Source organism: Candidatus Thiopontia autotrophica (genome assembly GCA_014384675.1).
Lineage (GTDB): Bacteria > Pseudomonadota > Gammaproteobacteria.
The window spans coordinates 22,169-43,834 of sequence record JACNFK010000029.1 but is presented as its reverse complement, the minus strand read 5'-3'; the positions used below and the strand labels follow the sequence as shown (position 1 = coordinate 43,834).

At 48.5% G+C, this 21,666-nt stretch carries 21 protein-coding genes and 1 other RNA gene; 19 read left to right on the top strand and 3 right to left on the bottom strand.

What is annotated here, in order from left to right:
* The first annotated feature begins 121 nt into the window (after positions 1-121).
* The 5 genes from petA to H8D24_05900 all read left to right on the top strand — a co-directional run bounded on the left by petA (position 122) and on the right by H8D24_05900 (position 3,900).
* Positions 122-715 (top strand): ubiquinol-cytochrome c reductase iron-sulfur subunit, encoded by a 594-nt coding sequence (gene petA / locus H8D24_05920; GenBank protein ID MBC8519924.1) that lies wholly within the window; start codon positions 122-124, stop codon positions 713-715.
* Positions 715-1,962 carry a cytochrome b N-terminal domain-containing protein gene (locus H8D24_05915; GenBank protein MBC8519923.1) on the top strand — a complete coding sequence of 416 codons (1,248 nt, stop codon included), beginning with the start codon at positions 715-717 and terminating at the stop codon, positions 1,960-1,962. The genes petA and H8D24_05915 overlap by 1 nt, the downstream gene beginning before the upstream one ends.
* Before the next feature lie 24 nt (positions 1,963-1,986).
* A complete protein-coding gene (locus tag H8D24_05910; protein ID MBC8519922.1) occupies positions 1,987-2,721 on the top strand; it encodes a cytochrome c1 in 735 nt (244 codons plus the stop codon).
* Between the two features lie 152 nt (positions 2,722-2,873).
* Positions 2,874-3,497, top strand: a complete 624-nt coding sequence (locus H8D24_05905) for a glutathione S-transferase N-terminal domain-containing protein (GenBank protein MBC8519921.1) — start codon at positions 2,874-2,876, stop codon at positions 3,495-3,497.
* A 22-nt stretch (positions 3,498-3,519) separates the two neighbouring features.
* The gene (locus tag H8D24_05900) at positions 3,520-3,900 is read left to right on the top strand and encodes a ClpXP protease specificity-enhancing factor (GenBank protein ID MBC8519920.1); all 381 of its coding nucleotides are present in this window, start codon (positions 3,520-3,522) and stop codon (positions 3,898-3,900) included.
* 14 nt (positions 3,901-3,914) lie between these two features.
* Here the strand turns inward: H8D24_05900 and H8D24_05895 are convergent, their stop codons facing one another.
* The 3 genes from H8D24_05895 to H8D24_05885 are packed head-to-tail and all read right to left on the bottom strand — an operon-like array spanning position 3,915 to position 6,322.
* Positions 3,915-5,279 carry an FAD-binding protein gene (locus H8D24_05895; GenBank protein ID MBC8519919.1) on the bottom strand — a complete coding sequence of 455 codons (1,365 nt, stop codon included), beginning with the start codon at positions 5,277-5,279 and terminating at the stop codon, positions 3,915-3,917.
* A 51-nt stretch (positions 5,280-5,330) separates the two neighbouring features.
* Positions 5,331-5,918 (bottom strand): BON domain-containing protein, encoded by a 588-nt coding sequence (locus H8D24_05890; GenBank protein ID MBC8519918.1) that lies wholly within the window; start codon positions 5,916-5,918, stop codon positions 5,331-5,333.
* Positions 5,919-5,962: 44 nt separating this feature from the next.
* Complete coding sequence (locus H8D24_05885; protein ID MBC8519917.1) at positions 5,963-6,322, bottom strand: YraN family protein; 360 nt, start codon at positions 6,320-6,322, stop codon at positions 5,963-5,965.
* 100 nt (positions 6,323-6,422) lie between these two features.
* Here H8D24_05885 and rsmI point away from each other — a divergent pair, with 100 nt between their 5' ends.
* From rsmI to murC, 14 genes are all read left to right on the top strand, one after another.
* Positions 6,423-7,244, top strand: coding sequence for a 16S rRNA (cytidine(1402)-2'-O)-methyltransferase (rsmI, locus tag H8D24_05880; protein MBC8519916.1), 822 nt, complete (start codon positions 6,423-6,425; stop codon positions 7,242-7,244).
* Between the two features lie 37 nt (positions 7,245-7,281).
* An RNA gene (gene rnpB, locus H8D24_05875) (RNase P RNA component class A) lies at positions 7,282-7,651 on the top strand.
* A gap of 280 nt (positions 7,652-7,931) precedes the next feature.
* Complete coding sequence (gene ftsZ / locus H8D24_05870; protein ID MBC8519915.1) at positions 7,932-9,080, top strand: cell division protein FtsZ; 1,149 nt, start codon at positions 7,932-7,934, stop codon at positions 9,078-9,080.
* Positions 9,081-9,109: 29 nt separating this feature from the next.
* Complete coding sequence (gene mraZ / locus H8D24_05865) at positions 9,110-9,553, top strand: division/cell wall cluster transcriptional repressor MraZ (GenBank protein ID MBC8519914.1); 444 nt, start codon at positions 9,110-9,112, stop codon at positions 9,551-9,553.
* On the top strand, positions 9,540-10,508 hold the full coding sequence (rsmH, locus tag H8D24_05860) for a 16S rRNA (cytosine(1402)-N(4))-methyltransferase RsmH (protein ID MBC8519913.1): 969 nt from the start codon (positions 9,540-9,542) through the stop codon (positions 10,506-10,508). Before mraZ ends, rsmH begins: the two co-directional genes overlap by 14 nt.
* On the top strand, positions 10,508-10,801 hold the full coding sequence (gene ftsL, locus H8D24_05855) for a cell division protein FtsL (GenBank protein MBC8519912.1): 294 nt from the start codon (positions 10,508-10,510) through the stop codon (positions 10,799-10,801). Before rsmH ends, ftsL begins: the two co-directional genes overlap by 1 nt.
* Entirely contained in the window at positions 10,798-12,522 is a 1,725-nt protein-coding gene (locus H8D24_05850) for a penicillin-binding protein 2 (protein MBC8519911.1), read from the top strand. The genes ftsL and H8D24_05850 overlap by 4 nt, the downstream gene beginning before the upstream one ends.
* Positions 12,522-14,036, top strand: coding sequence for a UDP-N-acetylmuramoyl-L-alanyl-D-glutamate--2,6-diaminopimelate ligase (locus H8D24_05845; protein ID MBC8519910.1), 1,515 nt, complete (start codon positions 12,522-12,524; stop codon positions 14,034-14,036). The genes H8D24_05850 and H8D24_05845 overlap by 1 nt, the downstream gene beginning before the upstream one ends.
* 3 nt (positions 14,037-14,039) lie before the next feature.
* Positions 14,040-15,389, top strand: coding sequence for a UDP-N-acetylmuramoyl-tripeptide--D-alanyl-D-alanine ligase (gene murF, locus H8D24_05840; GenBank protein ID MBC8519909.1), 1,350 nt, complete (start codon positions 14,040-14,042; stop codon positions 15,387-15,389).
* Positions 15,386-16,468 carry a phospho-N-acetylmuramoyl-pentapeptide-transferase gene (locus H8D24_05835; GenBank protein ID MBC8519908.1) on the top strand — a complete coding sequence of 361 codons (1,083 nt, stop codon included), beginning with the start codon at positions 15,386-15,388 and terminating at the stop codon, positions 16,466-16,468. The genes murF and H8D24_05835 overlap by 4 nt, the downstream gene beginning before the upstream one ends.
* A gap of 56 nt (positions 16,469-16,524) precedes the next feature.
* A complete protein-coding gene (locus tag H8D24_05830; protein MBC8519907.1) occupies positions 16,525-17,877 on the top strand; it encodes a UDP-N-acetylmuramoyl-L-alanine--D-glutamate ligase in 1,353 nt (450 codons plus the stop codon).
* Positions 17,874-19,118 (top strand): putative lipid II flippase FtsW, encoded by a 1,245-nt coding sequence (ftsW, locus tag H8D24_05825; GenBank protein ID MBC8519906.1) that lies wholly within the window; start codon positions 17,874-17,876, stop codon positions 19,116-19,118. The genes H8D24_05830 and ftsW overlap by 4 nt, the downstream gene beginning before the upstream one ends.
* The gene (gene murG / locus H8D24_05820) at positions 19,115-20,203 is read left to right on the top strand and encodes an undecaprenyldiphospho-muramoylpentapeptide beta-N-acetylglucosaminyltransferase (GenBank protein ID MBC8519905.1); all 1,089 of its coding nucleotides are present in this window, start codon (positions 19,115-19,117) and stop codon (positions 20,201-20,203) included. Before ftsW ends, murG begins: the two co-directional genes overlap by 4 nt.
* Complete coding sequence (gene murC, locus H8D24_05815; protein MBC8519904.1) at positions 20,203-21,648, top strand: UDP-N-acetylmuramate--L-alanine ligase; 1,446 nt, start codon at positions 20,203-20,205, stop codon at positions 21,646-21,648. Before murG ends, murC begins: the two co-directional genes overlap by 1 nt.
* Positions 21,649-21,666: the final 18 nt, after the last annotated feature.

Here is a 21,666-nt window from a genome sequence, read left to right as displayed (position 1 = left end):
TTAGTGCGGCTTAAAAATGGTTCAATCACCTGTTTGACTTGTGGTAATATTCTCACCCACAAAATTTTGGGTTTGGTGTGGATTCTGTTTGGATCCACCTTTTTATTTTCGGAGAAACTGTATGAGTACAGAGACTGTAGATCTGGGTAAGCGCCGCTTTCTGACGGCTGCGACCTCTGCAGTGAGCGCAGTAGGGGTCGGCTTTGTAGCTGTTCCTTTCGTTAAGTCCATGAATCCTAGTGCGAGAGCACAGGCGGCTGGCGCTCCTGTTGAGGCAAATATAAGCAAGTTGGAGCCGGGGCAGATGATGACTGTCGAATGGCGTGGCAAGCCGGTATGGATTGTTCGTCGTACTCAGGAGACCCTGGATACTCTGAAAACATTTGATGGTATTCTGCGTGACCCGGCATCAGATGAGTCGGATCAACCTGATTACTGTAAAAATGATTCTCGCGCCATCAAGCCTGAGTACCTGGTAACTGTTGGAATATGTACCCATCTTGGATGTTCTCCAACTTTCCGTCCAGAGATGGCTCCAGCTGACCTCGGTCCAGATTGGAAGGGTGGTTTCTTCTGCCCATGTCATGGCTCCCGTTTCGATTTGGCTGGACGGGTCTACGCAGGGGTACCAGCACCTACAAACCTGGTTGTCCCTCCTCATAAATATATCAGTGATTCCAAAGTGCTGATTGGTGTAGATCAAGGAGTAGCGTAATGGGACTTAGAAATACAGAAGCAACCGGCGTACTGGGCTGGTTTGATCAACGCTTTCCGCTGCTGAAAGTTTGGAATGAGCATCTGGCACAGTACTATGCGCCAAAGAATTTCAATTTCTGGTACTTCTTCGGATCACTGGCTATGCTGGTGCTGGTGTTGCAGATTGTGACTGGAATTTTCCTTACCATGAACTACAAGCCTGATGCAGAGCTGGCCTTTGCTTCGGTTGAATATATTATGCGTGATGTGGAGTGGGGCTGGTTGATGCGTTACATGCACTCTACCGGTGCCTCAATGTTCTTTGTGGTTATCTATATGCATATGTTCCGTGGGCTTATGTACGGATCCTATCGCAAGCCCCGTGAATTGATCTGGGTCTTCGGTATGGTGATCTATGTCGCCTTGATGGCGGAGGCCTTTATGGGTTATCTGCTACCTTGGGGCCAGATGTCCTACTGGGGTGCGCAGGTTATTATCTCCCTGTTTGGTGCAATTCCATACGTAGGTGAGGAGATCGCCCTGTGGATTCGTGGTGACTTCGTTATTGCTGACGCCACTCTGAACCGCTTCTTTGCATTCCACGTTATCGCGGTACCGCTGGTGCTGGCTATGCTGGTATTCCTGCACATCATTGCACTGCATGCAGTTGGATCAAACAACCCTGACGGCATTGAGATCAAGGATGGTCCAAAAGGAAACCGCTGGAGTGATACAGCACCTACAGATGGAATCCCATTCCACCCATACTACTCTGTCAAGGATATTGTTGGCGTGGTTGTCTTCCTGATGATCTTCTCTGCCATCATGTTCTTCGTGCCGGAGATGGGGGGCTGGTTCCTGGAGAAGGACAATTTTGTCCCTGCAGATCCATTGAAGACTCCGGAGCACATCGTTCCGCTCTGGTATTTCACCGCATTCTACGCAATTCTACGTGCAGTGCCTGATAAGTTCCTTGGGGTTATGGCGATGTTTGGAGCAATTATTGTGCTCTTCCTGCTGCCGTGGCTGGATCGTAGTCCGGTTAAATCCATCAAGTACAAGGGGATGATCTCCAAGGTTACTCTGGCAATCTTCGTGGTCACTTTTATTGTCCTCTCATGGTTGGGAACACAGCCAGCGACACCAACAGCAACCATGTTTGCACGAATCTTCTCTGTACTCTACTTCGCCTTCTTCCTGTTGATGCCTTTCTACTCGAAGATGGATAAGACGAAGCCGGTACCTGAGCGTCTGCCAGAGCATTAAGGAGAACAATCGATGAAAAAGATGATGAAAAAAATCAATACACTGTTGCTTGTAATTCTCCCAACATTTGCTCTTGCATCTGGCGGCGGAGTGCATCTGGATCATGCGCCTGTGGATGTTACTGACCACGAGTCGCTGAAGAGAGGTGCCAAGCTGTTTATGAATTACTGTCTCAGCTGTCACTCTGCCAAGTTTATGCGTTACAAGAGAATGGCAGATGATCTGGGTATGGAAGATAGTGAGGTTCTGGAGAATCTGGTCTACACAGGTGCTAAAATCCATGACACTATGGAGATCGCAATGCCCGAATCGGATGCTGCTGCCTGGTTTGGAACAACTCCACCGGACCTGAGCGTGATCTCACGTTCTCGTGGAGCAGACTGGTTGTATACCTATCTGCGAGGGTTTTATGTGGATACATCACGCCCAATGGGGGTAAATAACATTGTATTCCAGGATGTTGGTATGCCTCATGTGCTGGAGGGGTTGCAGGGCAAGCAATATCTTCAGGAGGAGAAGGTGAATATGGCGTATGGTGGTGAGAAGGTTACCGAAAAACTGGTTGCCGATGGCTCCGGAAGCATGACGCCAGCAGAATATGACAAGGCTGTTGGTGATCTGGTTAATTTCCTGGTATACGTTGGCGAGCCTGCCAAAGAATATCGAGAGACTCTGGGTTGGTATGTGCTTGCCTTCCTGTTGATTCTATTGGTTCTCTCCTACCGCTTGAAGAAGGAATACTGGAAAGACGTACACTAATCCACTGTTAAATTGGGTTGATGAAACCCCGGACTCGGCATCGTCTGTTGAGTCCGGGGTTTTGTCTTGATACAAGAGCAGTCTCAGGCTGCCAAAACAGTCCAAATATCATCTGATATTTGTAGAGACAGAGTTGATAACAAGGAAAAGTTATGACAATTGCAAGCAGGCACTCAGTAATGATGCTTTTCTCAGGGCCTTTGGATGCCATGAGTCACAGGGTAAGGATTGTGATGGCAGAGAAGGGGATTACTCATGAAACAGAGAGTGTTGATCTCTCTGATCCTCAGGAGGACTTTATTGAGTTGAGTCCATACCAGATACTACCGACTATTGCCGACAGAGATCTTACCCTTTTTGGTTCCAGAGTAATTATGGAGTATCTGGACGAGAGATTTCCTCATCCTCCACTAATGCCGGTTGATCCTGTGGCAAGGGCAAATGATCGTCTAATGATCGACAGGATTGATCGAGACTGGTTAGTACGGATGGAAGAGATTGAGTTTGGTAGTGACAAGGTGGCAAAGCAGGCAAGGAAGGAGTTGACAGAGAGCCTTACAATGTTGGCACCGCTATTCAAGCAACATAAATATTTTATGAGCGATGAGTTCTCCCTGGTGGATTGTAGTCTGGCTCCTATCCTGTGGAGACTGAAGTCCATGAAGATTGCTCTGCCAACCTCAGCAAATGCAGTTATGGAGTATGCAGAGCGTATATTTGATCGTGACTCATTCCTCGATAGCCTGACTGAGGAGGAGCGTGAGCTAGATGAGTGAGAAATCACAGTCCGGCCAGGAGATGAGCTCCAGTCGTCCATATATGATCCGTGCGATACATGAGTGGATTAGTGATAATGGGATGACACCATATATTGTTGTTGATGCAACAGATTCCATGGTTACGGTTCCTGTGGCTCATGTTGATGATGACAAGATTGTTCTGAATAGCAGTTACAGTGCAGTATCAGGGTTGTCTATAGAGAATGACTGGATCAGCTTTAGTGCCAGGTTTTCCGGTGCATCTGAACATATTTCTTTTCCTCCATCTGCGGTTCGTGCAATCTATGCACAGGAAAATGGTCAGGGAATGATCTTTCCGGAGGCGGTGGAGGAGAAACAGGGCAATCAAGATGGCGGTGTTTCAGAGAAGAGTGCCCCAGCTCTCAAAATCGTAAAGTAGGAGTGCGGTAACAGCTACTGCTGAGGCCCTTTGCCAGGATTCAGTATACTGTCTGGATCAAATAGCAGTTTGATTTCGCTCATGAGTCTCCGCTCGGTGTCTGGAATCTCACGAGAAACAAATTTCTGCTTTATCAATCCAACCCCATGTTCTCCGGAGATTGACCCATTCAGTTCAAGAACAGTCTGAAAGATCTCATCAAGGCACTCCTCGGCACGCGCCATCTCGGCAGAATCATCTGGATTTATCAGCAGATTGGTGTGGAGGTTTCCATTTCCAGCGTGACCGAAATTGGCAATCATGATCTGGTGTTTGGTAGACAGTGAGTCTATTGATGCAATAAGTTCAGGTATGCTGGAGACAGGTACAACAATATCCTCATTTATCTTTTTGGGAGATACCTCTCTCAGGCGTGGGGAGAGTATTTTGCGTGCTTTCCAGAGCTGTTTGACCTCAGCTTCAGTGGAAGCGAGGTAAAAATCCACCATCCCGCTATTTGTGGCACTGGCCTGAAGTGCCTCGGCAGCCTCCTTAACGCTCTCAATTGATCCATCTGCCTCTATCATCAGCATTGCCCCTGCCTCTGCGGGAAAGTCACTGCCGAGCTGTGATCTGATCAGGCCAAGACTATTGCTGTCCATGAACTCCAGCGCGCTTGGGGTGAACGGCTGGGCCATGATCGCTGCAACTGCATCAGCAGCGCTCTGCATGTCTCGATAGAGTGCACGCATCAGGCTACTTTTTTGCTGTTTGGGCAGTAGCTTGAGAGTCGCCTCCGTTACTATTGCCAATGTACCCTCTGAGCCCACTATTAGACGGGTAAGATCATACCCTACAGCCCATTTCGTGGTTTCTGTTCCTGTCTTGATCTCCTTGCCATCTCCAGTAACAGCTCTTAGTCCAAGTATGTTTTCCCGGACAGTTCCATATTTGACGGCACGAGGGCCGGCAGAGCCGCAGGCGATGTTTCCCCCAACACTACAGAATGAACTACTACTTGGGTCTGGAGCCCAGAAAAAGCCGTGACGCGATGCCTCTTGTTGTACCTCCTGGTTTGTTACACCAGGCTGAACAATCATCAATCTGTTGTCTGTATCGACCCTAATGATACTCCTCATTCTCTCTGTCGAGAGCACGATTCCGTGATCTTCTGGTACTGCCGCACCGGAGGTCCCGCTGCCTCTTCCGCGAGGGGTTATGGGGATATGGTGTTCTCTGCAGACCCTGACTATCTCAACAACCTGGTTGTGGGTAGAGGGAAGAAGAGCTGCTTCAGGTATGGTGGAGATCCGGCTGTTGTCGTAGCTGTAGCTCAGTAGGTCAGCACTGTCATCCAGCAATCCATCGTCACCAACGATGGATCTAAACCGGGAGAGAATAGATGCATCCACTCTGATATTTTGTCAGGACTGTATCTGTAATGTGGTTGGTTAGTCTGTGTATTCGAAGAGTTTCACAATTTTCTGGACGCCACTTATCCCCTGAGTAATGGTAACGGCAGATGCCCCCTCTGCGCGAGTAACGAGCCCCATCAAATAGGTGCTCCCGTTCTCGGTAACCACCTTTATCTTGCTGGCTGGAAAGTTCTCCTCTCCCAGCATGGATGCCTTGATACGGGTGGTTAGCATGGTATCACTGGTTCTGGTCAGGAATGAGCTGGGCGCAGCCACTGTAACCATATTATGGATTCGTCGCACCTTTGGCATGGATTTTATAACTCTCTCAACATCGATTTTGAGTTTGTCGGTTGGAGCCTCTCCTGAAATCAGCACAATACCGTTATAGCTGGTAATGTTTATATGGGTCTTGTCTGCCAGTTCAGGATCCTCGTTGATCACATAGCCGGCCGCATGTTCAATGCTCCAGTTGTCATCAAGGATTGAGCCCATTGATCTCTGATCAGCAGATGTTACTGCCGCACCACCACCTGTAGTGGCCAGTGTTGCTGTAGTGGAGCACCCCTGCAGGTAGATGAAGATAGAGAGAAAGATGGTTGTAGAGAATATTTTTTGTAACATGGCCTTTTCCGGAGTTTTGTTTCTATGGCACATTGGAGTATATACTAATTATCTCCAGGCCAGAAAGCCTCTTCTATCCAGCTGAACTTGTAGTGATCTTGTTCACGGATTACAGAGACCACATCAAACCGAATGGACCACTCCTCGTATTGCGGGTTTCTCTGTAGATAATGGAGAGCAGTTCTGGATAGTTTATGCTGTTTTGCAGAGGTAACCGTGTCTGCGCCACTTCCATAATCTCGATTATTGCGTAAGCGCACCTCCACAAAGATGATGGTTGATTGATCAGATCTCATAATCAGGTCAATCTCCCCGGCCTTGCAGCTATAGTTCGAGGTTATTGGTATCAATCCGCTCTGTTGCAGAAACTCGGATACAGCCATCTCTGCATCATGGCCAGCCATGGATGAGGTTATGGTTTTATTTATTGGCAGTCTCTGTTTCAATAGTGGCACAGGATTTGGGTGTTAGTATCATTGGAATGGATCAGGGGATTATAAGGCTGTGAGTGGTGTACTGTATATCGTGACTACACCGATAGGAAATCTCGGTGATTTCTCTCCGCGTGGGCAGCAGACACTTTCATCCGTTGACCTGATTGTAGCTGAAGATACTCGCCACAGCCGAAATCTGCTGAACTATTTTGGAATTGATAAGCCTCTTTTTTCACTACATGAACATAATGAGGTAAACCGGATTGACTCTCTGATCCAGAGGTTGCTGCAGGGCGACTCTGTTGCGCAGATAAGTGATGCAGGAACGCCACTTATCAATGACCCGGGATACCTGTTGGCGCGAAGAGCACGCGAAGAGGGTATTGAGATAACAGCAATTCCCGGCCCAAGCGCTCCTGTTGTTGCGCTTTCGCTATCCGGCCTTCCGGTCAACCGCTTCAGCTTTGAGGGGTTTATACCTTCACGTGCAGTAGCCAGGGAGCAGTTCTTGCAGCAGCTTGCTGCCGAAACACGAACCCTGATTTTTTTTGAGTCACCCCGGAGAGTTGTGGAGTCGTTACAAGCCATGAGGAGCTGTTTTGGCCCGGAAAGAAGAGTATCGGTTGCCAGAGAGTTGACCAAAATTCATGAGTCAGTCCATACCGCTCCACTTTGTGAGTTGATTGAGTGGATGGAGAGTGACTCTAACAACCGGAGGGGTGAGTTTGTGCTGGTTGTTGAGGGGGCGCAAGAGGAGGATAAGGATGATTCCGAGGCATACCGTATAGTCGAAATTATCGCCCGAGAGTTGGCGCCACGCAAAGCAGCGGCAGTTGCTGCAGAGATTACCGGAGTCAGAAAGAACAAACTATATCGCTCGCTGGTGGAGTAAATGACTATTATTGTGGATGTCTGTATCATTATGGTCGGAAGTCGGCCAGACAATCGCTGTATCAATCATTGATACAGAGGAAAGTCCGGGCTCCATAGAGCGGAGCGCCAGGTAACGCCTGGGAGGTGAAAGTCTTGAGAGATATAAGCCTATGGATAGTGCCGCAGAAAATATACCGCCTAAGTACGGATTCCGTACCGGTAAGGGTGAAATGGTGCGGTAAGAGCGCACCGCACAACAGGTAACTGTTTGTGGCAAGGTAAACCCCGCTTGGAGCAAGACCAAATAGGAGAGCTACAGGAGCTGCTCGCTCTGCTCTCGGGTAGGTTGCTTGAGGTGCGTGGCGACATGCATCCCAGATGAATGGTTGTCCTCGACAGAACCCGGCTTATCGGCCGACTTCCACCTCTTTACTGCTTTCTGCACTGCTCAATACCATATTTTTTTCACACAACTTTTTCTGGTTGCGCAAGGTTTCTTATGGAAAACCTAGCTTGTTTCAATAACCGCATGAAATATAAAAGGTGTCTGTTGGTGAGTTTCCTCATTTAACAAACATTATAACCTCCTGTTATAAAGCAACTTTTTCTATTTTTTGGTTGATATTGGATAAAAGTGGCGTATAGTGGTGACTTGTGGGGCAAAGTGGTTAATTTCTGGTGAGTGTAATATTAAAGGGGTAGCACAATGTTTGAAGAGGTAGTCGATGCATATACAGATAACGCAATCATTCGCGTAATTGGTGTCGGGGGAGCAGGTGGTAATGCCTTGGAACATATGGTGGAGTCAGAGATTGCGGGGGTAGAGTTCATCTGCGCAAATACTGATGCACAGGCATTGGGAAAATCTTCTGCAGATACGGTAATTCAGATTGGGTCACAGACGACCAGAGGTAGAGGCGCAGGTGCCAAACCGACGGTCGGACGTGATTCAGCACTTGAGGATCGTGAACGTATTCGTGAACTTATTGACGGCACAGAGATGCTCTTTATTACTGCTGGTATGGGCGGCGGTACTGGTACAGGTGCAGCACCAGTTGTAGCTGAGGTTGCCAAGGAGATGGGAGTTCTTACAGTTGCTGTGGTTACCAAGCCATTCTCTATGGAGGGCAACAACAGAATGAAGGTTGCTCTCGAGGGTATTGAGGAGTTGAGCAAGCATGTTGACTCCATTATTACAATTCCAAATGAAAAATTGATGACAGTTTTTGGCGAAGACATGACGCTAATGGATGCATTCCGTGAGGCAGATAGTGTTTTGCGCGGCGCAGTCCAGGGTATTGCAGAGCTTATTACCCGTGAGGGAATGATTAATGTCGACTTTGCCGATGTCAAAACAGTAATGTCAGAGATGGGTATGGCAATGATGGGAACAGGATCTGCTACAGGAGAAGATCGCGCTTCCAAGGCTGCAGACGCTGCCCTGCATAGTCCTCTGCTTGAGGATGTGGATCTGCGTGGTGCAAGAGGTATTCTGGTGAATGTAACCTCTGGATATGATCTGACTATGGGTCAGTTCAATGAGGTAGGTACAGCGGTTAGACAATATGCATCAGAGGATGCAACTATTGTGGTAGGTGCTGGTTTTGATGCCGATATGAGTGATGAGATTCGTGTCACTGTAGTGGCTACCGGCCTGGGTGGGGCTGCTGTGGAGAAGCAGGTGGCACCTCAGGTAATCAAACCTACGTTGGTTGAGGCAGCAAAGCCGACAGGTACAGGCGGTGAATATGATCAGCCAACCTATATCCGTGATGAGCAGGGTGAGTCGACAGATGGTGAGTTTAATGAAGAGCTGTTTGACATACCTGCCTTCTTGAGAGCTCAGGCGAACTGATTTCAAGGCATATTTTTGGTCTATAGATTATGTTTAGGGGGAACAAGACAGTAAGTCTCGACAGCAAGGGGAGAATCTCGATCCCTTCCCACTATCGGACCAGATTGCTTGAGGCATCTGGCGGCACTGTCATTGTAGCACCCAGCTTCCGCTCTTCATCTCTTGATCTGTTTCCACTCTATGAGTGGGAAGAGAAGGTTGAGAACTATATAGATACCCTGGATAGCAAAAAGCAGATCCTGTTGCGTCGTGCAGTTATTGGCAGGGCACAGGAGTGTGAGATGGATGGGAGCGGACGTATTTTGCTTTCTCAGAAGTTGCGTGATTATGCAGGGCTGGAGAAATCAGCGGTTTTGGCAGGGGTTGGATATAAGCTGGAGCTCTGGAATGAGGTAGACTGGATTGAGGCCTCATTGGAAGAGGAGGGGCTCAGCAAGGAAGATCTGAGTCTGCTCGAGGATGTCTATATCTGATCAAGGGCACCATCATGTTGCCCACTATTCAGTCATGTTGGAGGAGGCAGTTGCCGGCCTCAATATAAAGCCAGACGGGTTTTATGTGGATGCAACCTTTGGAAGAGGGGGGCATGCAGCCGAGATTTTGAAACGACTCTCTTCACATGGCAGACTTCTGCTTATGGATCGTGACCCGGTAGCTGTCCAGGCTGCAGAGGAGAGGTTCTCCGAAGATTCCAGGGTTTCGATTGTCCATGCCCCATTCTCCGATCTGAAAATGGTATTGCTACATGAAGATATGGCAATTGATGGTCTATTATTGGATCTTGGGGTCTCCTCTCCGCAACTTGATCAGGCGGAGCGAGGATTCAGTTTTATGAAGCAGGGTCCTCTTGATATGCGAATGAACCCACAGCAGGGGACAAGTGCCGCAGAGTGGATCAAGGATGCCTCTCAAGATGAGATTGCAAATGTATTGTGGGAATTTGGGGATGAGCGTCACTCCAGAAGAGTTGCCAGGGCCATTGTCAGGGCTCGTGACGAGGATCCAATTAATACTACACTGCAGCTTGCAGAAATTGTCAGGAGATCCATTCCAGGGAAGCAGAAACGTCATCCTGCAACAAAAACATTTCAGGCTATCCGTATCTATCTAAATAGAGAACTTGATGAGCTCGGAGAGGTTCTCGATCAGGCCGTTGAACTTCTTAATACGGGGGGGCGAGTTGCTGTTATCAGTTTCCATTCGCTCGAGGATAGAATGGTAAAACGGTTTTTTAGAAAATGTGAAAAAGGGGAGAGCAATCTGCCACCAGATCTGCCAATTCGTTCCATAGAGCATAGCGGAGTAATGCGAGTGATCGGCAAGGCGCAATTTCCCTCTGCAGACGAAATATCGATTAACCCACGTTCCAGAAGTGCAGTATTGAGGGTTGCCGAGAAGCTTGAGCTTCCTGGTGAGAGGGGAGAGTAGTGACACGCTGGTATGAGGCAAACTTCATTATTCGTGGCGGTCTGTTGCCACTGCTTATTTTGCTAGTGATTGGGAGTGCAATGGGGGTTATCTATCTTCAACATCGGGAGATCCAGCTCTATATCCATCTGCAGGGGCTAAAAAAACAGTATGGGCGTGCTCTTGAAGAGCAGGGTCGGCTCCGTTTAGAGGAGGCGGCATGGGGAAATCTTGCGAAAATTGAGGATCGTGCACAGTCTGAGTTGAGCATGTCCTATCCTGACGGTAGTCAAAGAGTGGTAATTCACCAGTGAAGAGAGGTTCAGTAACTGGCGATACCATGGTTCGACGGATAGCTGTTGGGATTCCTCTGCTGGTTGCAATGGCTATTCTGGTGTGGCGAGCAGTCATGTTGCATCTGTTTCCAGAAGAGGTAAGCACAAGATTGCCCGGCCGGGTTGCCCAGCATATAAGCAAGATGGAGATTCCGGCAATACGTGGTGAGATTGTAGATCGAAATGGCTCAGTGCTTGCGTTGAGTACCCCGGTCGTGACTGTTGGCTGTAATCCGCAAAAATTTCCAGACTCCCGTGAGATACGAATCAGACTGGCAAAATTGTTGGGTGAGAGCGAGGGTTGGCTCAATAAAAAACTGGCACGCTACTCAGCGAAAAAATATATCCCGCTGAAAAGACAGGTTGCACCACACATAAAGAAAAAAATTGAGTCACTAAATATTGCAGGCATTGAGTTTCGTCGGGGCGTAAGACGTTATTATCCAGAGGGTGAGGCAATGGCGTCCTTTCTCGGTTTTACCAACCGGCAGGACGAGGGGCAGGAGGGGATAGAGTTGGCCTATAATGAATGGCTTAATGGTTCTCCAGATATAGTCCAGGTGGTTCGGGATGCATCCAGAAAGCCAATTGAGACACTTGGCCTGATTGAGCATGGAGAGGAGGGGAAACGGCTTCACCTGAGTCTGGATCGTCGCCTGCAGTTTCTTGCATACAGATCCCTGAGTAAGGCAATAACTGAATATGATGCATCATCAGGTTCAGTGGTTGTATTGGATTCAGACCGTGGTGAGGTATTGGCAATGGTGAGCCTCCCATCTTTTAATCCAAATGACCCATCACAGAGAAAGGGCGGCGCACTGCGAAATCGGGCAGTTACCGATCTGTTGGAGCCAGGCTCAACCATGAAGCCGTTTACTGTAGCAGCTGCCCTTGATAGTGGGGTAGTTAACCTTGAGACAATTATTGATACATCCCCTGGTAGATTGAAAATTGGGAGGAAGGTTATTCGGGAATTTAAAAACCATAATTACAAAAAAATTGATTTAAAGACCCTGGTGCAAAAGTCCAGTAATGTAGGATCAGCCAAGCTTGCCTTAATGATGAAGCCGCAGCAGTTATGGAGAGTCCTTGATCTTGCCGGGATTGGAGAGCTAACTGGATCGGGCTTCCCTGGAGAGGGGACAGGAGTTTTGCACGACTATGCAAGATGGAGGAAGGTTGATAGAGCAACCCTCTCTTACGGGTACGGACTAAATATGACCCCGCTACAGTTGGCACGGGCATACTCTGCAATTGCCGAGGATGGAGTGATTAAGCCTGTTACCTTTTTGCGCCAACGAGATGAGGAAGATAGAGGAAGTGTACGCAAGGTTCTATCTGCAGAGACAGCGCAAGCTGTCCGTCTGATGATGGAGAGCGTGACCCAAAACGAGGGGACAGCACGGCGAGCCAGGGTAAAAGAGTATAGGGTTGCAGGCAAGACCGGCACGGTTGATAAGCTTGTTGATGGGAGATATTACGATAGTGATGGCAAGGCTCTTGGGCACACTGCCCTGTTTGCTGGAATGGCACCGGTTGACGACCCAAAAATTGTTGTGGTTGTAGTTGTTGATGATCCAAAAGGTAAAAGATATACCGGAGGCTGGGTTTCAGCCCCGGTATTTTCCGAGGTTATGGAGGGAGCGCTACGGGTGATGGGTATTTCTCCAGACCCGGAAAACAGGGATGAGATATCCTGATGATGAATAAGAGAGATATGGAGTGGAGCTTGGGGGAGATTCTGGATGGTATTACAGTTGTACCTCAGGATCTCAGTGAGATTACAGTAATGGGGCTCTCTGTGGATAGCAGAACACTCTGTCATGGTGATCTCTTTATTGCGCTTGCCGGCTCAGGTCTGGATGGGGTTGATTATATTGATCAGGCTGTGGAGAGAGGGGCTGTTGCCATACTGTTTGATAGTGGAACAATAACTCACCATGTTGGAATTCAGGTGGCAAATCTGAGGCAAGTATTGGGGCAGATTGCCAGCAGGTTTTATGGGAATCCCTCTCATAAGTTAAAGGTTGTTGCTGTAACAGGAACAGATGGGAAAAGCTCAGTTACCCACTTTATTGCAGCAGCAATGGAGCGATTTGAGGGGGGCGCAGCTGTTATTGGAACGCTTGGTGGAAGGTTGATGGAGAGAGGTCGTGACACGATTGCCACCGGCCACACAACTCCTCCTCCAATTGAGCTGCAGAGGCTCTTCTCAGGCTTTGTTGAGTCTGGAGTAAAAAGTGTGGCAATTGAGGCCTCGTCACATGGAATAGAGCAGTTCAGACTCTCAGGCAGTGAGATTACCAGTGCCGTACTGACGCAGGTGGGGCGAGACCATCTGGACTATCATGGTTCTGTCGCTGCCTACCGTAAGATTAAGAAGAGTCTGTTCTATTATCCCGGACTATCTTCGGTTGTGGTTAATCTGGATGATGAGCTGGGCCGTGAGATCTATCTTGACCCAACCAGAACAGCAGAATGTATCGGTTATGGCTCTGAAAGTGGCAATATAAAACCTGATGTTTATGGTGAGGTCATTATCCAGGATCGCAATGGAATGGTGCTGGAGATTGAGTATCATGGTGAAAAGAAGATGCTTGGTAGCAACCTCTATGGCAGATTCAATGCGAGTAATCTTCTGGCTACATTGGCCCTGTTGATTAGCTGGAAAGTGCCATTTTCTGAGGCTGTGGAGATATTGGAAAAAACCGAGCCAGTTTCTGGTCGTATGGAGCCATTTGTGGGAGATGGGTACGCCACCATGATAATCGATTATGCCCATACTCCTGGTGCACTTGCGGCGGCACTAACTGCAACCAGAGAGCACCTGCAAGATGTATCAGGTGTTGGAAGGCTCTGGGTTCTGTTTGGTTGTGGAGGTGATCGTGACAGTGGGAAACGTCCAGAAATGGGAAGGATTGCGGAACAGTATGCAGATGTGGTGGTACTAACCGATGACAACCCAAGAGGTGAGTCAGCTGTAGATATCACCAGACAGATTCTTGCCGGGATGCAGCAGGCAGAGAGGGCGGCAGTGATTCATGACAGGGAGGAGGCAATCCGCCACTGCTTCAGCGAGAGTAACCAAAATGACATTGTATTGATTGCAGGAAAGGGGCATGAGGAGTGGCAGTTGGTTGGAGAGAGAAAGATCCCGTTTAGTGACCGACTGTTGGCAGCCTCATTGATGAGGTCTAACCTCTCCGGGATGTAGGTGATGTTGAAAAAACTCTCCCATATTGCAGATCTATTGAATGCCCCACTTATTGGTGGAGATAGCGGTTTTCGGGGGGTAAGCAGTGATACCAGAACTCTTAAGAGTGGAGAGTTGTTTGTGGCGCTTCGTGGCCCCAATTTTAGTGGTGGTGAATATCTTGATACTGCACTCAAGAAAGGTGCGGTAGGTGCAATTACAGATCAGCTATATAAGAGCAGTCTGCCGCAGATTGTGGTTACCGATACTCTATCTGCATTAGGTATGGTTGCATCTGCCTGGAGAGATCAATTTGATATTCCTCTCATGGCTATTACTGGCAGCAATGGCAAGACTACAGTAAAAGAGATGGTTGCGTTGATACTGGCCCAGCTTGGTCCTGGAACAGTTACCAAGGGAAACCTGAACAATGATATTGGAGTTCCACTGACGCTGTTCAATCTCTCTTCAGGTGACAGGTGGGCAGTTATTGAGATGGGGGCAAGTGCTCTGGGAGAAATTGCGAGATTATCTGCAATTGCACAGCCGACGATAGCTCTGGTAAATAATGTTGGTTCTGCCCACCTTGGTGGGTTTGGTTCAATCAGAAATATAGCCAGAGCCAAAGGTGAGATTTATGCCGGGCTACGTAGTGATGGTGTTGCACTCATCAATTGTGACCTGCCGCAAGCAGATGACTGGGTGGCTATGGCTACAGGACGAGAGGTTCAAACCTATGGATCTTGCTGTGAGCCATCTCTGATCTCTGCTGTGATCAAGAGCCGAGAACCTTTTGAGATATCTTATAAAGGAGAGTCATTGAAGGTAGAATTACCCCTTCCAGGGGAACACAACAAAATGAATGCGCTTGCTGCTGCAGCCCTTGCTGTCCAGGCTGGCGCCTCACTTGGACAGGTAAAAAATGGTTTGGAGTCCATGCAGGCCATACCAGGTAGGCTGGAGAGTAAACCGGGGAGAGGAGGGGCTGTAGTTATTGATGATACCTATAATGCGAGTCCGGAATCTATGATGCGGGCAGTAGAGGTGCTCTCATCTATGGAAGGTCGAAGAATCCTTGTGGTTGGTGACATGGGTGAATTGGGCGAGGATTCTCCACATCTCCATAAACAGATTGGTGTTATGGCCAAATCAGCCGGTATTGACAGTATGTATGCGCTTGGTAGTAGTGCCTCTGAGTATGTCTCAGGATTTGGAGATGGCGCAGCTCTATTTGAGGATAGTGAGAAGTTGGTGGTTGCCCTGGCAGATGAGTTGGCCATGGGAAGGGTTATTTTGGTGAAAGGGTCCCGGTTTATGAAAATGGAACAGATTGTAAGGAAGATTACGGTTAAGGAGGCAGATGACCAGTCATGATGCTCTATATAGGAGATTATCTGGCAGATTTTTATGGGGGATTCTCCGTGTTTCAGTATCTGACTCTACGAGCAATTCTGGGAGCACTAACTGCCCTTGTACTATCTTTTATGGTTGGTCCGATAATGATTCGGAAGTTGACCCACTACAAGGTGGGTCAGGCTGTTCGAGAGGATGGCCCCCAATCTCATCTGGCAAAGGCGGGAACCCCAACCATGGGCGGTGCACTCATTCTGGTTGCAGTTACAGTATCTACTCTGTTGTGGGGGGATCTCTCCAACCGTTATCTATGGGCAGTATTGTTGGTAACGCTCGGTTTTGGTGCAATAGGTTGGGTGGATGATTATCGTAAGGTTGTCTACCAGGATCCAAATGGAATCTCTGCACGATCCAAATTTCTTGGGCAATCATTCATTGCAACCGTTGCTGTAGTCTGGGTCTATATGTCTGCATCAACAGTAACCGAGACCCAGCTGTTTGTCCCCTTCTTCAAGGATATAGTTATTGATCTTGGGCTGCTCTATCTGCCATTGGCATTTCTGGTGATTGTGGGATCCAGTAATGCAGTTAATCTGACTGATGGGCTGGATGGGCTGGCTATTATGCCTGCAGTACTGGTGGGCGGGGCACTGGGTGTTTTTGCATACCTGAGTGGGCATGTGGAGTTTGCCAGATATCTTGCAATTCCATCACTGCCAGAGGCTGGAGAGCTGGCTGTATTCTGCGGTGCTCTGGTTGGGGCAGGTCTGGGGTTTCTCTGGTTCAATACCTATCCGGCAATGGTATTTATGGGTGATGTAGGTGCTCTTGCACTTGGGGCAGCATTGGGGATGGTGGCAATACTGGTGCGCCAGGAGTTGGTTCTGCTTATTATGGGAGGGGTGTTTGTGCTGGAGACAGTTTCAGTAATGATTCAGGTGGCCTCCTTCAAGTTGACCGGCAGGCGGGTGTTCAGGATGGCACCGATACATCATCACTTTGAACTCAAGGGATGGCCCGAGCCAAGGGTAATTGTACGGTTCTGGATTATCACCTTTATTCTCGTGTTGATTGGGTTGGCAACACTCAAAATCAGGTAGCAGACGTGGTGGTGTCTGACAACAAGTTGAGAGATCCTGAGATCAAGGACAAGACCATGGTTGTCGGCCTGGGGAAGAGCGGACAATCTGTTCTGCAGTTCCTCTCCAGATATGAGGTGCCGTTAGTGGCGACTGATACACGTAACTCTCCGCCTGAACTGGCAGAAATAGAGGATCGCTATCCTGATCTGGATATTGTATTGGGACCACTGGATGGAGAGCTGCTGTCATCGGTGAGGTGTATTGTATTGAGTCCGGGAGTATCCAAAGACTCTCCAGCTATTCAGCAGGCGGTTAATAGCGGGGTTGAGCTAATTGGTGATATCGAATTGTTTGCCCGTTACGCAAAAGCGCCGGTTATTGCCATCACCGGATCGAATGGAAAAAGTACAGTTACAACTCTGGTTGCCAGGATGGCACAGAAAGCGGCTCTTGATGTCCGTTATGGCGGTAATCTCGGGATACCTGCACTTGATCTTTTGGGTGAGGATGAGCCTGATCTGTATATTCTGGAGCTCTCCAGCTTCCAGCTTGAGACCATGAAAACTCTGATGCCTGTTGCCTCTGTTGTACTGAATGTTACCCCTGACCATATGGATCGATACCCTGATCTACAGAGTTATGCAGAGACCAAAGGAGGTATATACAGTCATGCATCACATCTGATTTATGATTCAGATGACGAGATAGTATGCGAATTGGTAAACCAGCAAAATGGATCATCAAAACTGCACTCCTACCATGCAGGCCCACCAGATGGGGCAGATTCTTACGGTATCATGACGAAAGATGGAAAAACATGGATCTGTAGAGGTGGCGACTTTCTGCTCTCTACAGATAAGTTACATATCATGGGGGAGCACAACTATCTGAATGCAATGGCAGCATTGGCTCTTGGTGAATCTGCTGGAATGGGTATGGCTTCAATGGTTGAGGCGTTGCAAGAGTTTCGTGGCCTGCCCCATCGCACGGAGTGGGTTGCCGACCATAATGGAGTTGTCTGGATCAATGATTCAAAAGGGACCAATGTAGGGGCAACAGAGGCGGCCATCAAGGGGTTGTTAACAGAGACAGCTGGTGATAGCGGAAAGATTGTTCTGATTGTCGGGGGTCAGGGCAAGGATGGTGATTTCTGTTCTCTGCAACCACTGCTCAAGAGGCATGTACGGACAGTAATCTTGATGGGGGAGGATGCCGATATAATCTCAAAATCATTTAATGGTGTTGTCCCTGAGATATTTGTAGAGGATATGAGTGCAGCAGTGGGCGCAGCAGACATGGTGGCACAACATGGTGATATGGTCTTGTTGTCTCCTGCATGCGCCAGCTTTGATCAGTACAGCGGGTTTGAGGAGCGTGGGACGATATTTAGAGATGACCTGTTTGATCTTATAGAGGGTGCGTTATGAGCAAGCATAGCCTGTTTCAAGGGTGGTTTACCTGGGGAGGTAGTGACAGATCCAGAAAACCCAGACCAGCTGGAGCACGTAGTATAGGCCGTACTGTTGCGGAGTCCGGACTTTTTCCTGTAGCTCTTTTTATCCTGCTGTTTGGATTGGTTATGGTGGCATCTGCATCCATGCCTATTGCAGAAAAACGATTTGGTGAGCCGTTACACTATCTGCTGAGACAGTTTGGTTTTGCCTCTATCGGGTTGATGGTTGGCATGGTGGTTCTGCAGATCCCCCTGCAATTTTGGGAGAAGATTGCTCCAACGCTACTCTTAATCAGTGCTCTCTTGTTGATATTGGTTCTGTTTGTTGGGGATAAGGTAAATGGGGCACATCGCTGGCTAGTACTTGGTCCAATTCGTCTTCAGCCCTCGGAATTTACCAAATTGGCTGCATTTCTCTATCTTGCAGGCTACCTAGTGCGTCATCGAGAAAAAGTCTCAAATGAGTTGTTCGCAGTTCTGCGTCCAATTGCACTGTTGGCCGGGGTGGGCGTATTGATCTTGATTGAGCCTGATCTAGGTGCGGCATTTGTAATGATGGTTGTGGTTATGGTCATGATGTTGCTTGGAGGGGTGCGCTTTTCACAATTTATGCTCTTTATCTTGTGTGGCCTACTGTTTCTTTCTGTAGCTATATGGATGGAGCCTTTCCGTGTCTCCAGAATAGCCTCATTTCTTGGAGATGACCCATTTCTGGTTGATCCCCAGGGACGCAACTATCAGATAACCCAGGCCTTGATTGCTTATGGCCGTGGAGGATGGCAGGGGCTTGGTCTGGGTGAGGGGCTACAAAAACTCTTCTATCTTCCCGAAGCGCACACGGATTTTATTTTGGCGGTTATAGCGGAGGAGCTGGGTTTAATCGGAACGCTTTCAGTGGTTGCCCTGTTCGCTTTTCTGGTCTGGAAGTCATTCTGGCTGGCTTCTCAGGCTAGTGAGTGCCGGCAACCATATGCAAGTTATCTTGCCTACGGTATTGGAACCTGGATTGGGCTGCAGGCTCTGATTAATCTTGGTGTTAATATGAATCTGTTGCCAACCAAGGGGTTAACTCTGCCACTAATGAGTTATGGCGGCAGTAGCCTGTTGGTGATGATGATTGCTATCGCCCTGTTGATGCGGGTGGAGTATGAGATTTGCCCGCTGGTGCATAGAAAGGCAAGAAATAACAGGGGAGCGAGGCGAGATCATTTATGACAGCGCACAAGAAAAAATGTTTGATGATTATGGCTGGTGGCACTGGAGGACATATATATCCAGCCCTTGCTGTTGCGGAACTGTGGAGGCGCGGTGGGGATGAGGTTATCTGGTTGGGGACAAGGACTGGAATGGAATCCAGACTGGTTCCAGAGGCAGGGATAGGGGTGGAGTGGATCTCTATTCATGGACTGCGTGGAAAAGGGATAATAAGCCTATTGCTCGCTCCATTTCATCTGAGTCGGGCGATAGCACAATCAATAGGTGCTATCTGGAGGATAAAGCCTGATGTTGTATTGGGGATGGGCGGGTTTGTCGCTGGTCCAGGCGGAGTTGCTGCATGGATTATGCGAAGGCCGCTGGTTATTCATGAGCAGAATGCAGTTGCGGGGTTAACCAACAGACTGTTATCTACTGTTTCCAGAAGGGTATTGGAGGCATTTCCTGGAACATTTGGACCCGGCAAAAAAGTGGTGCAGACAGGTAATCCACTACGTAGCAGATTGATGGATATGGAGATAGCCTCTTCACATAATCCCCTTCGTCTACTGGTGCTGGGCGGCAGTTTGGGTGCGCAACGAATTAATCAGCTGATTCCAGAGATGATATCAATGTTGTTGCCTGAGGAGAGGCTGGAGATCTACCATCAGACTGGTGAGAGTAATCTGAAAGATACAGAGTTGGAATACATAAAGCATGGAGTTGTATTTGACAGCGGAGAAAATAGTCGTGTTGTCGCCTATATTGAGAATATGCAAGAGGCATATCAATGGTCTGATCTGGTGCTGTGTCGAGCAGGGGCAATGACAGTTTCTGAGCTGGCAATGGTGGGACGCCCAGCTATTCTTGTCCCCTTTCCATTTGCTGTGGATGATCACCAGACAGCAAATGGAAATTTTTTGCAGAGTGATGATGCAGCACTGCTCGTCCAGCAGAGAGATCTGGATGGAGAGAGGTTATTAGGTATGATCAGGGAGTTTATTCAGCATCCAGGGATGATATCGGAGATGGGAGAGAAGGCTAGAGAGTTGTCGAGGCCAGAGGCGGCAGCAGATGTGGTATCAATCTGTAAGGAGCTCTGTTGATGGCAGATAGTCGAGAACTGGCAGAGGCTATGCACCAAATCCACAGGATTCATATGGTGGGGATCGGTGGTGCGGGGATGAATGGTATTGCCAGGCTGCTATTAAACCTTGGTTTTGAGGTCTCAGGTTCTGACCAGACAGAGTCCAAAATCATTAGCAGCCTCATAAAGCAGGGAGCGGACATCAATATTGGTCATGACGGCAAACAGATTGCAGGAGCAGATGTGGTAGTGATCTCCAGTGCAATTGGTGCAGATAATCCCGAGGTGGTTGCTGCACGAGATCACTCTATTCCAGTAATCCCCCGTGCCGAGATGTTGGCTGAATTGATGCGTTTTCGTTATGGAATTGCTGTTGCCGGTACCCACGGTAAAACCACTACCACTAGCCTGATTGCCATGTTGCTTGAGGAGGCGGGGCTGGATCCAACATACGTAATCGGTGGCCGCATTAATCGTGGTGAACAGGCAGAAGATATTGATGATGGGGGAGCACAACTTGGTAGTGGTCGTTATCTGGTTGCGGAAGCTGATGAGAGTGATGCCTCATTTCTCCATCTGCAGCCGATGATTGCTGTAGTTACCAATATTGATGAAGACCATATGTCTACCTATGGTGGTGATATTGACAAGCTTGATCAAACTTTTGAAGAGTTTATTCACCATCTGCCATTTTATGGGAAAGCAGTGCTTTGTGTGGATGATCCTGGAGTCTCCAGAATTATGGATAACATCTCCCGCCCATTCCTGAGTTACGGTTTTTCCAGTGGGGTGGATTTTGGGGCGGAGCAACTTGAAATCTCAAATGGGGTGAGTCGATTTCAACTCCGTCGCCCGCAACGTGCACCAATCCCCATTACCTTGAACCTTCCTGGTCACCATAATGTATTGAATGCACTGGCGGCTATTGCAGTGGCATCCTATCTTGGGGTGGATGATGATGTTGTGGTCAACGCTCTGGCAAGGTTTCAGGGTATTGCACGACGTTTCCAGAATTATGGGTTCTGTCAGTTCCCTCGGGGAGAGGTTCAGCTGGTTGACGATTATGGACATCATCCCAGAGAGCTTGCGGCAACCCTGAAGGCGATACGTGATAGTTGGCCTGGACGCAGAGTGGTCCTGGCATTTCAACCGCACCGCTACTCCAGAACCAGAGACCTTTACGATGACTTTGTTGATGTGCTGTCCACGGCAGACATTCTGTTGTTGATGGAGGTCTACCCTGCAGGTGAAGAGCCAATTCCGGGTGCTGATGGAAGAAGTCTGGCGCGCACGGTTCGTCTTCGTGGAGAGGTGGATCCACTGTTTGTCAGGGATGTTGATGAGCTGATAAAGATACTGCCAACAGTAGTAGAGGAGGGAGATCTGTTACTGATTTCCGGGGCCGGGACGGTTGGCCTTGCGGCACAAAAGGTTTCGGACTTGTGGAAAACAGATCTTGGATAAGGAGGTTAAATTTGGTGG

Excerpts from the sequence above, each read along its gene's own strand:
- H8D24_05830 (MBC8519907.1), top strand. The coding sequence starts at position 16,525 with ATGGTTGTCGGCCTGGGGAAGAGCGGACAATCTGTTCTGCAGTTCCTC.
- H8D24_05910 (MBC8519922.1), top strand. The coding sequence starts at position 1,987 with ATGAAAAAAATCAATACACTGTTGCTTGTAATTCTCCCAACATTTGCT.
- rsmH (MBC8519913.1), top strand. The coding sequence starts at position 9,540 with ATGTCTATATCTGATCAAGGGCACCATCATGTTGCCCACTATTCAGTC.
- murC (MBC8519904.1), top strand. The coding sequence starts at position 20,203 with ATGGCAGATAGTCGAGAACTGGCAGAGGCTATGCACCAAATCCACAGG.
- ftsW (MBC8519906.1), top strand. The coding sequence starts at position 17,874 with ATGAGCAAGCATAGCCTGTTTCAAGGGTGGTTTACCTGGGGAGGTAGT.
- H8D24_05845 (MBC8519910.1), top strand. The coding sequence starts at position 12,522 with ATGATGAATAAGAGAGATATGGAGTGGAGCTTGGGGGAGATTCTGGAT.
- H8D24_05915 (MBC8519923.1), top strand. The coding sequence starts at position 715 with ATGGGACTTAGAAATACAGAAGCAACCGGCGTACTGGGCTGGTTTGAT.
- H8D24_05900 (MBC8519920.1), top strand. The coding sequence starts at position 3,520 with ATGAGCTCCAGTCGTCCATATATGATCCGTGCGATACATGAGTGGATT.
- murG (MBC8519905.1), top strand. The coding sequence starts at position 19,115 with ATGACAGCGCACAAGAAAAAATGTTTGATGATTATGGCTGGTGGCACT.
- murF (MBC8519909.1), top strand. The coding sequence starts at position 14,040 with ATGTTGAAAAAACTCTCCCATATTGCAGATCTATTGAATGCCCCACTT.
- H8D24_05905 (MBC8519921.1), top strand. The coding sequence starts at position 2,874 with ATGACAATTGCAAGCAGGCACTCAGTAATGATGCTTTTCTCAGGGCCT.
- H8D24_05835 (MBC8519908.1), top strand. The coding sequence starts at position 15,386 with ATGATGCTCTATATAGGAGATTATCTGGCAGATTTTTATGGGGGATTC.
- mraZ (MBC8519914.1), top strand. The coding sequence starts at position 9,110 with ATGTTTAGGGGGAACAAGACAGTAAGTCTCGACAGCAAGGGGAGAATC.
- H8D24_05885 (MBC8519917.1), bottom strand. The coding sequence starts at position 6,322 with ATGGCTGGCCATGATGCAGAGATGGCTGTATCCGAGTTTCTGCAACAG.
- ftsZ (MBC8519915.1), top strand. The coding sequence starts at position 7,932 with ATGTTTGAAGAGGTAGTCGATGCATATACAGATAACGCAATCATTCGC.
- petA (MBC8519924.1), top strand. The coding sequence starts at position 122 with ATGAGTACAGAGACTGTAGATCTGGGTAAGCGCCGCTTTCTGACGGCT.
- H8D24_05890 (MBC8519918.1), bottom strand. The coding sequence starts at position 5,918 with ATGTTACAAAAAATATTCTCTACAACCATCTTTCTCTCTATCTTCATC.